The organism is Armatimonadota bacterium (assembly GCA_037138755.1).
GTDB lineage: Bacteria > Armatimonadota > Fimbriimonadia > Fimbriimonadales > Fimbriimonadaceae > Fimbriimonas.
Window position 1 is genome coordinate 254,725 of the sequence record JBAXHT010000001.1, and the last position, 12,863, is coordinate 267,587.

Genomic DNA, 12,863 nt, shown 5'->3' on the forward strand with positions numbered 1-12,863 from the left:
GCGTCGTGGCGCAGTATCAGGTTGGAATCTTGGGTGGAGGGCAGCTCGCTCGGATGTCAATAATCGCCGCCCATCAGCTGGGGGTCAAAGCAGTCTCTCTTGATCCGGACTCAAATTCGCCTGCAGCTCAAGTAGGTCCGTTCATCGTCGGTTCAATCACCAATCCTGACGACATCGCCAAGGTGATGAGATGCTGCGAATTCGTGACTTTTGAGAACGAGTTCATTCCTGCGGAAGCAATGCGCCAGGCTTGCCGACAGGCAACCTTCTCACCAGAACGTGTGACTCCCAGTATCGAAACCCTGGAAGTCATCCAGGACAAACTCACTCAGCGAAGAACATTGTTGGCTCAGGGAGTTCCCTCCCCGAGAGCCCTCTCGGCGGCCGATGCCCGCGAGCTCGGGTTTCCTTGCGTTCTCAAGTCGCGTTTTGGTGGCTACGATGGAAAAGGAACTCGATACGCCCGAGACGAAGCAGAATACGAGTCGATTCTAGAGCAAATCGAAGTCGAACAGTGGCTCGCCGAAGAGTTTGTGCCTTTCAAACGTGAGCTGGCGGTCATGGTTTGTGCGGGTGATGAAATGAGCTGTTTTCCGACGATGGTCACTGAACAGAAGAACCATGTCTGTGATCTTGTCTACAACGTTGAAGATGAAATAACCCAAGAACGGGGGGCGCAGGTCGCGATGGCGGCGGTTGCCGCCCTAAATGCAAAGGGGTTGTACGGCGTTGAACTCTTCGAACTTGAAGACGGGACAATCAGCGTCAACGAAATTGCTCCACGCCCCCATAACTCAGGGCACTACACGCTGGATTGGGGCGCGATGTCTCAGTTTGAAGCGCATATTCTTTTGACCATGGGCGCTTTCGGAACTGCTCATTGGGGAGACAAGACGTGTATGGCAAACATCCTAGGACAGTCTAACTCCGGAGACTATCTGAAGGCCCTTAGCGAAATGACCATATCGCACCCCGAGGCGAGGATGCACTGGTATGGCAAAGCCGAAGCCAAACCAGGTCGCAAGATGGGACACATCAATGTGTGTGCTCCTGCTGTAAGCGTTGAGTGGGCTCGCCAAGCACGCGAGACATTCTATAGGTCCTGGGGGACTAAGTGAGAAGAGCTATTGTTCTGGTCCTGGATGGATGCGGGGCCGGCGAGGCTCCCGATGCCGCCTTGTTTAACGACCATGACCATCCGTCAACGCTTAAGCACGTGTGGGAACATTGCGGAGGGCTGACCGCTCCCTTCCTCGCGGGGGCTGGCTATTTTGCGGCGGGCGGTATCGAGACTTCCGTTGGCCTAGACGGCTTTCACGTAGAGTACGGGCGGCTCCAGGAGATGTCGATGGGAAAAGACTCCGTGACTGGACACTGGGAGATGATGGGCGTTCATACGAAGGTGGCCTTTCCGACCTATCCAAACGGGTTCCCTTCTGACCTCGTCACTGCCTTTGAAGAAAGGATTGGTCGTATGGTCATCGGTAACAAGGCGGCCAGTGGAACCGCGATCATTTCCGAGCTTGCCGAGGAACACATTCACACCGGCTCGCCAATCTTGTATACAAGCGCAGACAGTGTTTTTCAGATTGCCTGTCACGAAGACCACGTTCCGATCGAACAACTGTACGAGTTTTGCCGGATCGGCCGCGAGATTTGCTCCGAACCTCACAACGTTCAGCGGGTCATCGCTCGCCCGTTTATTGGGTCCAAAGAAGCAGGCTTTACTCGAACCGAACGAAGAAAAGATTTCCCACTCCCCGCACCCGCCAACTACATTGATGGGATCCTTGACGTGTTCGGGATCGGCGTTGTTCCGGAGCTGTTCGATGGCAGAGGTTTCCGGCAGGTAAGGCGCACTCAGAACAATGCCGAGCACGAAGGCATGCTCTGGGCAGCACTGGACTCCGATGCAAGATTCATCTTTGCGAACTTCGAGGACTTCGATATGCTGTATGGACATCGAAATGACCCAACAGGGTTTGGCAGAGCCTTTGAGGTCTTTGATGTTGTTTTACAGAAGCTCCTCGCTAAGCTCACGGCTGACGATCTGCTGATCCTGACAGCGGATCACGGGAACGACCCTACGACGCCTTCGACTGACCATTCTCGTGAATTCGTACCGTTTTCGGTGATTCATAGGGGATCAGGCGTAGCGGAACTAGGCGATCAACAAGGGCTGTGGCAAGTTGGCAGACGAGTGACAGATTGGCTCGGATGCTCAGCCTAGCAACTTTGCCGATTGCATACCAGTTTTCTTTGGGATAGGGAGAAAGGCACTCATTTTGTTCCGATACTTAGCCGCAGAGTAAACTAGATTTTTGGGCGCATCTCTGCGTCGCTGATCTGTTTGATGCTGGGACTAGAAGATGAAAAAATCTACTGAAATCGCGTTTCGTCTGTTTGCAGATAGTGTTTTGTTGCTGATTTCTTCCATTTTCGGAATGTTGGTTGGCTTTGCTTTTGGAGCGGAACCCGGGAAGACATTTGGTGCCTACGCTTCGCAAAACATTCTCGCGCCGACATCGCTTCTGGCTATCTGCTTACCAGTCTTCTACTTCTCGGGCTTTTACACAAAAGGTCGGGCATATTCGACAAGCTACAAGCCAATTTTCGTCCTGCAAGTTTCCGCTGTTGCTGTCATGGCGTGGGGCTTCTTATTGTTCATGCTTGGTCGTAACATTGAGTCGAGCCGAAGCTTGGTGATGAGCACAGGCGTGATGGCCGTCGTCCTTGCGATTGGTGCTCGAATTTGGAGCATGGTTTGGATCAAGGTCAACCACAAGGTTCTACCGCGCCATTCTGCAAGCGCCGCCTCATTCGATGAATACAGACCAAAGAGCGTGCTGGTTATCGGGGGAGCGGGCTACATCGGCTCAGGACTTCTGAAGAAGTTGATTGACAAAGGCTATCGAGTCAGACTGGTTGACGCCTTCATGTTTGGCGAAGAGCCAATTGCCGCAGTTGCAGGACACGAGAATCTCGAGATCGTTCGAGCCGACTTCCGGCAGATCGATAAAATAGTCGAGTCGATGCGCGGCATGGACGCGGTTGTTCACCTTGGTGCAATCGTTGGCGACCCTGCATGTGCTCTTGATGAAGACTTCACGATCGAAGTGAATCTGATGGCAACCCAGATGATCGCCGAGTGCGCGAAAGGATTTGGAATCAAGAAGTTTATCTTCGCTTCAACATGCTCCGTATATGGAGCTTCGGATGAGGTTCTGAACGAGAAGTCTCAACTCAACCCGGTTTCGCTTTACGCTCGATCCAAGATTGCGTGCGAACGAATTTTGCTTGAGATGCAGGACGATAAATTCAAACCGACAATCTTGCGGTTTGGAACCGTCTTCGGACTTAGTGGACGGACACGATTTGACCTCGTTGTCAACTTGTTGACGGCAAAGGCAATCGTTGACGGAAAGATCACCGTTTTCGGCGAAGACCAGTGGAGACCGTTCGTGCACGTGGATGACGCTTCCCTGGCCGTTGCTACCGCGCTTGAAGCTCCGCTTGAGGTCACTGGCGGCGAAACGTTCAATGTCGGCTCCGATGAAGGAAACTACACCTTGGGAGATGTCGGACGCCTGATCCAGAAGTTCGTACCGACCGCCGAACTGATTGCGAGCGGTAGCGATGGCGACCGACGCAACTACCGTGTCGACTTCTCGAAGATCAAAAACCAAATCGGATTTAAAGCTCAGTGGTCATTAGAAATGGGTGTCAAGCAGGTCATTGAAGCGTTCGAACAAGGGAAAGTCTCTGACTACAATGCACCACAATACTCGAACGTGAAGCTTCTGAGCGAAGAAGCGTCCTCACGCGGATTGATGACCGAGGCGCAACGGTTACGGAACATGGTTGAAGAAGCCGCCTACGACCAGGGCATCCTTCGGTCAAACTAAGCGGATGGCTCAGATACGCATCGGAATCGTTGGCGGTGGAATTGTGGGGCTTTCAGTAGCCTACAAAATCTCGCTCAGGTTTCCCCACGTAAAGATCGTCCTTTTCGAAAAGGAAGCAAAGCTAGCTGAACACCAAACCGGTAGAAACTCCGGAGTCATTCACTCCGGAATCTACTATAAGCCGGGATCGCTCAAGGCGACCACTTGCCGAGATGGCAAGGCTCAGCTCGAAGCGTTTTGCGATGAACATTCCGTGAAATGGGAGAAGTGCGGAAAGGTCATCGTCGCACTCAATGATGGAGAGTTGCCTGCCCTAGACCGCATCTACGAACGCGGTCAACAGAACGGCGTCGAATGCCGCTTCATCGACGGAGATGAACTACGCGAACGAGAACCCCATGTCGCGGGGATCAAAGCCATACACGTCCCAGAAACGGGGATTGTCGACTATGTCGGCTTCTGCGTCAAGCTGGGAGCACTTCTTGAAGAGAAAGGACACGAGATTCGGCTGAACTCGAAAATCATCAGCATCATCAAAACAACCGACGGAGTGACCATCGGAACGGAAGATAAGAATGGTGAACACCTCGATTTTTTGGTGAACTGCGCTGGCCTTTACTCCGACAAAGTTGCCCAGATGGCCGGGCACAAACCCTCGATCAAAATCATCCCATTCCGGGGCGAGTATTACGAACTCAAGGAAGACGTCCACCATCTGTGCCGACATCTCATCTATCCGGTCCCCGATCCGGCCTTCCCCTTCCTAGGGGTCCACTTTACGCGAATGGTCTTGGGTGGCGTGGAGTGCGGACCGAACGCGGTTCTTGCGTTTGCCCGTGAAGGGTACACAAACCGCCAGATCAACCCCGGCGAGCTGTTTGAATCTCTCACCTACGGCGGATTCATCAAGCTGGCAGGAAAGTTTTGGAAGACCGGAGCCGGCGAAATGCACCGCTCGTTCAGCAAAAAGGCTTTTGTAAAGGCGCTTTCACGCTTGATCCCCGAGATCAGCGAAGAGCACCTGGTTGCGGCTCTGGCTGGAGTCCGGGCGCAAGCCATCAGCCCCGAGGGTGCACCGGTGGATGACTTTGTGATTGAGCACGATGAGCGCGCAGTGCATGTCATCAATGCAGTCTCCCCAGCCGCCACCGCTTGCCTTGCGATTGCGGACCACATTGTTGCAGTCTTGGAACCAAAACTGGTGTCCTGATGCGAATAGGGGTGACGGGCGGTGGTGGATTCCTGGGCCGTTCGCTCGTCACTGAGCTCTCGGGTGAGGGTCACGATGTCATCGTTCTCGACGAACGAGAAGTGAACTGTTCGCAACAGGTGTATGGCCGGGCATTCGATAGCGATTTAAAGGCTATTTTTGCGGACTGCGAGAAGATCTTTCACCTTGAGTGGAGTGGCTCTTTTCGTCAGGCAAAGGACGATCCGGTCGGCACTCGGCAACGCAATTTGAGCGCTGTCCAGAAGGTGCTGGATTGCGGTGTTCCCGTCATTTTTGCAAGCACAAGCCTGGTCTACGGCGGCAATCTTGCCCATCCAAGCAAAGAAGACGAGGACGTCGCTCCGCGCGCGCCGTACGGTGAGCAGAAACTCGAAGCCGAGGAACTCATCCGCGCCGCAGGCGGGTGTGCAGTGCGAGTTTTTAATCTCTATGGCCCCAATTCGACCGATCCCGCACAGATCATTCCTCGACTGGTCGCCGCAGGGCAGGGCGATGGTCGAGTCTCACTGAATGGTGACGGATTGCAGAAGCGAGATTTCGTTCACCGTATTGATGCGGCAATAGCGCTAAGCCAACTCGTTTCGCAATCCGTCTCTGGGGGGGTCCTCAACCTCAGTTCGGGCATCGGCACGACGATGTTGGAACTCGTCGAACTAGTCTTCCGGGAGGCTAGACGAAAGCCGGATATCACTTGGAATCCCACTGTTTCGGGGGAAGCTCGAATGATCTGCGGAGACCCCACCGCACTCAAGACTTTAACCCGTTGGGAGCCAACTATTCAACTCAACGAGGGAATCAGAGACTTGCTCGCAAATCCGTCGTAAACTAAGAATCTCAGTGAATCTTGTCAGAGAAATCGAGCATCTGGGAGTCAAGGGACGGCCAGTCCTGATCCACACGGCGCTTCGCGCGGTCGGAGATATCGACGCCAAGAACTACATCAACGACTGGCGAGAGGCGGTCTCGGAGCAGGGACTCGCGATGTTCCCTACTTTCACGGGTCAACCGACCGACTTGCCGGAGAGTCCTCCTGCCTTCGACGTCGCCAAGAGTGTCCCAGTGAGAATTGGAGTGGTTCCGGTCGAAGCCGCGAAGCTGGAAGGCGGGTTTCGCTCAGTCCATGCAACTCACTCCGTTAAAGGGTTTGGAGTGGCCGCTGAGAGCTTTTTGAACGACCACTTTGACAGCTATTCGCCTTGCGACGAACACAGCCCTTTTCGCAAGTTAGCACAGGCCGAGGGGTTGATTGCGTTAGTCGGGTGCACTCATACGTCGAACACCACGATTCATGCAGCAGAGGAGCAAGCTGAGGTTCCTTACCATCTGATTCCCGGCGAAGGAACGTGCATCGTCACGGATCGAGACGGTAATCGCTTAGAGCAACGAACTAGATTCCACTCCTGGGCGACCGAGCGAGACTTTATGCGCATTGACAAGGATCTCGGCGCGCTCGGTATTCAAACCTACCACTCGATCGGCGATGCCATTGTGCGGCTTGTTGATGCACGGCAAATGATGGAATGGCTTGTTCAAAGGCTTAGGGCGTACCCTTATCTGCTGTGTAAACCGAAGTGACGGGGTAGGTCTAGTTGGTCGGGGCGACACGATTCGAACGTGCGACCTTTTCCACCCCATGGAAACGCGCTACCAAACTGCGCCACGCCCCGAAAGGAATCAAGAGGATACCCCGATCTGATTGACCGGGGTACCGGTTGCGGCAGTTTAGCCTCGGGCCGGAGTCGAGATCACTGGGGTTCGCCCGGTGGTGTTGAAGTACTTGAAGACGTTATCGACGGTAGGTGTCGATCGGCCTTTCAAGTTGCGTGCGTCGAGTCCCTCTGCGCGGAGCATTGCGTTTGTTCGGCTCTTGAGCAAAGCTGGGCGAAGCGATTCGATGGCACTCTTCTGCTTTCGATAAGCATCATTGCCCGGATCCTTAGTCAGGCCGTTAACGACGGCGGTGTAGGCCTTTGCAAGCTCCCCATCTTTTGCGGCCAGGGCCGCGGCTGAGGCATAGAATGCCGCAGCATAATTCGGACTGGCTTTTGTTGCCGCTTCGGTGAACTTGACCGCGTCATCGAATTTCTTCTGATAGAGCGAAGCGATACCAATTCCAGCGAGAGCCTGGCCAGAGCTGGGACGGCATTCAAGTGCCGTGGAGTACATCGCCTTTGCAAACTCAAACTGATAGTCTTTGTCGGCGGCCGTCAAGTTCGGGGTCAGTGCTAACGAGATCGCCTCATTGCCCTGCTCAACGTACATATCGTGATCGGCGGCGTCTGCCCGAATTGCCTTCTCAAAGTTCGCGCGGCCTTTATTGATCTGGGTGAGACGGTTCGCGAGCGCGGCCGCGAAATAGTACGCCTCGCTCCTTACTTCGCCGTCGCGCAGTAGTGCCGAAGCAGCATCCGCCAAAGCCTTTGCACGGTCACGCTTGATGGCGATGTACGCTTGGGCGGTTTTGACACCTAAGGAATCTGGGGAATTCAGAATTGCTTCTTTGATCGCTTCATCTGAACCGTTATCATCGCCAAGTTCAGCTTGATTCACGGCGAGAAGGGCGAAGGAGTACGCATCGTACTCGCCAAACTTCTTGAGATTCTTGAGAAGTCCGTCCGCTTGGTTGACCCGGCTGAGCATCAGATAGCTGAATACCAATCGATTGACCAAATCCGTTCGTTTGTATTGGTTCGGAATCTCCTTCTCAAGCGAGTCGACGACAAGCGCATAGCGTCGAGCTTTTATGGCGGCATCAAGGAACTCTATCGACGTCCCATCTCTTTTCATGCCGTCCAAGTCCTCGTCGCGAATTGCCGTCCGCATTTTCGCCGCGTTCATGAGTGACTTCTTGATGGCATCGACGGTCTCGCGGCGGTCGGTCGTCGCCTTCGAAGTCGCACTGAACGCCTTTTGAACATTCAACGAGATAATTAGCTCGCGAGCATCTCGGTTCTTCTTGTCGACTTCCAAAACGTCTTCAGCATTCTTTTGAGCCTTATCGTATGCGCCCTTCGCAAAGTTTGCGCGTCCCAAAAGAAGTCGAGCCGCAACGGAGTCTTTATCGGCTTTGAGGGCGATTCGGCCCTCGGTTAGTGCTTCGTCGAACTTGCTCTCGGCCAGGTAGGCGTTTCCTTTTGCGACGTGAGCGTCTGCGCCCAACGACACGCCGTTGTCGACATTGAGGGTCACGAGTTTTTCGGCGTTCTCGCCTTCCGAGGTGAATCCCTTAAACCGCAACTTAATCGGACCATCCTCTTCGGAAAGACTGTCCAGTTTGAACTCGTAGGGAGTTGATCCGTCGGTTTCCCGGAGATCGTCGCCGACGTACATCTCAATGGCTTGGATTGGGTTCGTCGTTATCGGTTTGATCACAAACGTGACCTCACCAGTCAACGACTCTCCGCCCTTGACGGCAACCGGCGACTTGCCTTGCATCAAGTACACGTCGATGGAAAACTTTGGCTTGGCTCCTCCGCCTTGGAGAGCCAAAAATGCAGTGAGAAGTGGAAGTACGCTCATTCGTCCGACCTACAGACGGTAAGTATGACGAATCACGAAGCGATTCGTATTCGTTTCAAGGCGAATCTCGCAGGTGTTTAGTCCTCTAGCCACCGGCGAAACGGCAAGTCGAACGACAGATCGTTGAGGATGCGATGCCGATACCAATGCATGATCACTCTTGGGACCCACCCAAATGGGTTAAAAATGTCTCGAAAAAGATCGACCGAAGCTGCTGTAACCTCAGTCACTTTTCTTCGGCACATAAGCGAGGCAAGGTCGTAAACCAGATAGAGTAGCGCGAACGCATTCCAGAGAATTGCCTGCCAGCTCTGAAGGCTCGTCAGGGCTTCTTCGATCATGATGAAGGCGATGATTGTACTGCTCGCAATCAGGGCTAGGACGTAGCCACCAACGAAGCTAAAATCGCGTCCGCAAAAAATTGCGTAGACCGCAAAGCAACCAATCCCCGCCAGCACGGACCAGGCGGGAAAGGAGAACGCCGTCGCGCTACGAGCCGCTAGCGCAGTCGTTCCGATGCAAACGAGCGCTTGAATTGGAGCGGATTTCACTTCCCAAGTCGTTCCTCTGCCGAAGGTTCTTAGCAGACTGATGAGCGCAAGCGACAGGAGCCAGAGCCACCCAAAGCGTGGTTCGCGTCCAAATTCCGTCGGAATTGCCCAAGCCAGTAGAGCAATCACCAATACCCACAGGCAGAACCTGTAAAAGGTCTCACGGATAAACAGGAGCCGCTTCGAGTAGCGTTCTTGCGTCACGTTCCCTGGCATTGCCTCGGGCTCAGGAACGTAATTGGGAACGTACATCTAGAACACCCAGTTGATCGACCATGTCGCGAGGTTCCCTCGCACGAGTCCGGCTTGGAGATATGCCTTCTTGCCGACAATCTCGATTTCCGTCGCAGCTCCAAAGTTCCAATTGAACGTGTCGTACTCGCCGAAGGCTCGCCAGTTGTCGTTGATTGGCAGGGTGTAGGATCCAAAGAACCCTTTCCAGCGCGTCCCACCTAATCCAAGAGTGAAATACTGCTCGCGACTGCACTCTTTGGTGCCCACGATGAAGAAGGAACGGCTGAGCTTGGAGTCCTCGACGGGGTCATCATCGCCGTTTGCCGCGGGTCGATCCGTAACGTTGTGACAGCCAATCGAAAACGCCCAGTCGCCAGTTTTCTCTTGATTTAGCGGTAGCTGATACTGAAGATGCTGGACGCTGTCACCAGTTCCACTGACGATCATATGCGTGATCGCGATTCGAGACCCGAGCGAGTCCAAGGAGAACATCCCTTGCAGCGTGCCATCACTTCCTACGCCTCCAGTGCTGGTTGTGTTGAACCATCGCAGATTCCTGTCAGTGCTCCGGGAGCACAAACCAAGGACAATCTTCTTCGTACCCAACACATAGCCGAGCGGGGTCGATAGAGACATCGCCCCGTTCATACCGATGCTGCCATCTCGAAGAACCGGAAAGCCGTTTCCACTTAGTCCCGCCATGTCTCGGAATTGCGGGTAAGTACGCGGTCCGCCAATCGTCTGAGCATGCCCAGCCCCGCATACCAAGAAGGGAAAAACTGCTAAAGCGAATCGCATAGAGACTATTATCTCGTAAAATCCTGTTCTGCGATTGCTAATGTCAAACTCCCTTCACCGTCTTGCGAGCAAAGCATGAGTCTTGACAAGAAGTACATTCTGGCCGACCGGGATGGCACCTTGATCGTCGAGAAGAACTACTTGTCAGATCCCGCTGAAGTGGAACTAATCCCGGGAGTAGCGGAGGCGATTGCGACCTTCAACGAGGCAGGTTGGGAAGTGATATGTGTTTCCAACCAATCGGGGATCGGACGCGGATACTTCACCTCGGCCGCGGTAGTTCGTGTGAACCAACGTGTTCAGGAGCTGCTTGCTCCTTGCGGAGCGAGGATTCTGGAGTTCTACTTCTGTCCGGACACTTCTGAAGTGGAATCCACGCATCGTAAGCCAGCACCCGGGATGGCCTTGGACGCCGCAAAAGCGTACGGATTTGATCTCCGATCCGCCATCGTCGTTGGCGATAAGCTCTGCGACATTCAACTGGGGGAGAACATACGCGCCACGTCGGTTCTTGTCCGAACGGGCTACGGGTCTGCCACCGAGCAGGAACAGGGACTCCGACCAGATTTGGTAATCGACAGCTTCGCTGACCTGCCTGCCATACTATTGGAACCGGGAGAGAATCATGCGAAATTGGGAACAGGTCGCTAAAGAGCATCTTATCGAGAGCATCCGCGTGAAGCAAGCGGTGACCGAAAGCTGTATTCCCTCTCTGTTAGCGGCGGCAGACTTGCTCTCCGAAGCATTCCAGCGAGGCAACAAGCTTCTCATTTGCGGAAATGGAGGAAGTGCTGCCGATGCACAGCACCTGGCGGCGGAATTCATTTCCACCCTCTCAACATCTTTCCCACGAAAGGCACTGCCTGCAATTGCCCTGACAACAGACTCTTCGACGCTGACGTCACGCGCAAATGACTACGGTTTCGATGAAGTATTTTCGAGGCAGGTCGAGGCGTTCGGCCAGCCGGGGGACGTGCTTTTGTCCATTTCCACCAGTGGCGGCTCAAAGAACTGTGTCGCGGCCATGCAAGCGGCGCAGGTTGCGGGTGTGAAAAAAGTGGCACTCGTGGGCGGAAGCGGGGGCGTGATGGCTAAGCTCGCCGATGTCGCGATCATCGTCCCGAGCTCTCAGACGATGCATGTCCAAGAGTCACATCTGGCTCTGTATCACATTCTTTGCCACATCGTTGAACGGAAACTGAACCCTGAAATGGCGGCAGCAGAGGAACTCGCAAAGGTATGAAACGAGGCATTGATCTGGTGGGAGCGTTGATCGCACTCGCTATTTTTGGAATCCCGATGTTGATAGTGGCTCTTCTGATCAAGGTTGTCGACCCGGGCCCAGTCTTTTTCCGCCAAGCCCGCCTCGGCCTCAACGGCAAGCCTTTCCGCATCTTCAAGTTCCGCTCGATGAAGGTCAACGCTCCGACGATAAGAAACCCTGACGGATCGGCGTACACCAATGCTGACGATCCTAGGGTCACCAAATTCGGTAGCTTTCTCCGGACGACAAGTTTGGATGAGTTACCCCAATTCTTGAACGTCGTTGCAGGAGACATGAGCCTAGTCGGTCCCCGCCCCGACGAAGTTTCTCAACTCGAGTTTTACACGGAAGCAGAAAAAGCAAAACTGCTGGTCAAGCCTGGGATCACTGGTCCTTGTCAGATCAGTGGAAGAAACCTAAACTCTTGGGAGGAGCGCAAGAGGATCGACTCCGAGTACGCCTTGCACCCTTCGTTAGTCACCGACCTCCGGATACTCCTACTCACGATTCCTCATGTCCTCCTTCGCAGAGGGGTTAACTCTACTGAGAAGGGCGTAGAGAATCAGCCGAATCGTTGACGACCGCCATCGGAGCTAACTCGATGCGATCAAGCTTTTCAAGTTTCAGACTATAGACGTAGCCCCTGTGTTCAAACGTGAGAGGATAGCGGTCTGGGTCCGACGCTCTCAAAAGATCAAAAATCTCCTCTAGCGACTTCGTTACTGAGACGCGGCTGTCTGCAGATGTCCGGCGGGGATAGTAGGATGACTCCACGGAATCATCTTGACGAACCGGGTCTAAGCTGTCGAAGTTCTGCACAGCAAAATTCATGAGTTCGATCTCCGCTAAAAACAGTTTCTCGAAGATCTCCTCAAACGTCTCGTGACCTTCATTGAAGATGGTTTTCTGGTGGTAGATGTCGCCGGAATCAACCTTCGCCGCCGCGTCCATCATGGTTACCACAATTTCTGATTGCCCTTCGAGTATCTGCCAGTTCAAAGGAGCAAATCCCCGCCCCTTCGGAACGTCGGAAGCATGGATCACAAGCGTGTGAACATACATCGACTTCGTTGCCTCTCGAATCATCTCCTGGCAGCTGATCAAAAATAGCAAGTCTCCGCCACTCAACTCATTCTTGCTCGCCACGATTTCCACTTCGTGTTCGTTCAACTCCTCAGACCAAAGCTTTAGGTGCGGCATCACCGGATGACCAGGATCAGAACACAACACAGATATTTTCAACACACCCTCCGAAAGCCCAAGATCAAAACTTGAACGCTCAGTTTATTCAACATTCTCGGCCAACTATCCGGCGAGATACAAATCAGGTATCCAGACGAGGTCGACTGGCATAGAAAATG

The 12,863-nt window shown here is 53.8% G+C and carries 13 protein-coding genes and 1 tRNA gene; 9 read left to right on the forward strand and 5 right to left on the reverse strand.

Going from position 1 to position 12,863, the window contains the following annotated elements; all coding sequences use genetic code 11:
• The first annotated feature begins 5 nt into the window (after positions 1-5).
• The 6 genes from WCK51_01130 to WCK51_01155 all read left to right on the forward strand — a co-directional run bounded on the left by WCK51_01130 (position 6) and on the right by WCK51_01155 (position 6,711).
• Positions 6-1,118: an ATP-grasp domain-containing protein gene (locus WCK51_01130; GenBank protein MEI7575468.1), complete on the forward strand. Its 1,113-nt coding sequence runs from the start codon at positions 6-8 to the stop codon at positions 1,116-1,118.
• Entirely contained in the window at positions 1,115-2,230 is a 1,116-nt protein-coding gene (locus WCK51_01135) for a phosphopentomutase (protein ID MEI7575469.1), read from the forward strand. The genes WCK51_01130 and WCK51_01135 overlap by 4 nt, the downstream gene beginning before the upstream one ends.
• Positions 2,231-2,369: 139 nt before the next feature.
• Positions 2,370-3,905, forward strand: a complete 1,536-nt coding sequence (locus tag WCK51_01140) for an NAD(P)-dependent oxidoreductase (GenBank protein ID MEI7575470.1) — start codon at positions 2,370-2,372, stop codon at positions 3,903-3,905.
• Between the two features lie 4 nt (positions 3,906-3,909).
• Entirely contained in the window at positions 3,910-5,115 is a 1,206-nt protein-coding gene (gene lhgO, locus WCK51_01145; protein MEI7575471.1) for an L-2-hydroxyglutarate oxidase, read from the forward strand.
• Positions 5,115-5,960 (forward strand): NAD-dependent epimerase/dehydratase family protein, encoded by an 846-nt coding sequence (locus WCK51_01150; protein ID MEI7575472.1) that lies wholly within the window; start codon positions 5,115-5,117, stop codon positions 5,958-5,960. Before lhgO ends, WCK51_01150 begins: the two co-directional genes overlap by 1 nt.
• 13 nt (positions 5,961-5,973) lie before the next feature.
• Positions 5,974-6,711, forward strand: coding sequence for an AAC(3) family N-acetyltransferase (locus WCK51_01155; GenBank protein MEI7575473.1), 738 nt, complete (start codon positions 5,974-5,976; stop codon positions 6,709-6,711).
• Between the two features lie 15 nt (positions 6,712-6,726).
• Here WCK51_01155 and WCK51_01160 read toward each other — a convergent pair.
• The 4 genes from WCK51_01160 to WCK51_01175 all read right to left on the reverse strand — a co-directional run bounded on the left by WCK51_01160 (position 6,727) and on the right by WCK51_01175 (position 10,238).
• A tRNA-Pro gene (locus tag WCK51_01160) sits at positions 6,727-6,803 on the reverse strand.
• 55 nt (positions 6,804-6,858) lie between these two features.
• Positions 6,859-8,655, reverse strand: coding sequence for a hypothetical protein (locus WCK51_01165; protein MEI7575474.1), 1,797 nt, complete (start codon positions 8,653-8,655; stop codon positions 6,859-6,861).
• Positions 8,656-8,732: 77 nt separating this feature from the next.
• Positions 8,733-9,458, reverse strand: a complete 726-nt coding sequence (locus tag WCK51_01170) for a hypothetical protein (protein MEI7575475.1) — start codon at positions 9,456-9,458, stop codon at positions 8,733-8,735.
• Entirely contained in the window at positions 9,459-10,238 is a 780-nt protein-coding gene (locus WCK51_01175; GenBank protein MEI7575476.1) for a hypothetical protein, read from the reverse strand.
• A 75-nt stretch (positions 10,239-10,313) separates the two neighbouring features.
• Between WCK51_01175 and WCK51_01180 the strand changes: the two genes are divergently transcribed.
• Genes WCK51_01180 through WCK51_01190 form a run of 3 tightly spaced genes read left to right on the forward strand, consistent with a single transcriptional unit; the run spans position 10,314 to position 12,080 of the window.
• Positions 10,314-10,889, forward strand: coding sequence for an HAD family hydrolase (locus tag WCK51_01180; GenBank protein MEI7575477.1), 576 nt, complete (start codon positions 10,314-10,316; stop codon positions 10,887-10,889).
• On the forward strand, positions 10,864-11,481 hold the full coding sequence (locus WCK51_01185) for an SIS domain-containing protein (protein MEI7575478.1): 618 nt from the start codon (positions 10,864-10,866) through the stop codon (positions 11,479-11,481). Before WCK51_01180 ends, WCK51_01185 begins: the two co-directional genes overlap by 26 nt.
• Positions 11,478-12,080, forward strand: a complete 603-nt coding sequence (locus WCK51_01190) for a sugar transferase (GenBank protein ID MEI7575479.1) — start codon at positions 11,478-11,480, stop codon at positions 12,078-12,080. Before WCK51_01185 ends, WCK51_01190 begins: the two co-directional genes overlap by 4 nt.
• Here WCK51_01190 and WCK51_01195 read toward each other — a convergent pair.
• Positions 12,043-12,732 carry a formyltransferase family protein gene (locus WCK51_01195; GenBank protein ID MEI7575480.1) on the reverse strand — a complete coding sequence of 230 codons (690 nt, stop codon included), beginning with the start codon at positions 12,730-12,732 and terminating at the stop codon, positions 12,043-12,045. The two genes, WCK51_01190 and WCK51_01195, sit on opposite strands and share 38 nt — an antisense overlap.
• Positions 12,733-12,863 lie beyond the last annotated feature (131 nt).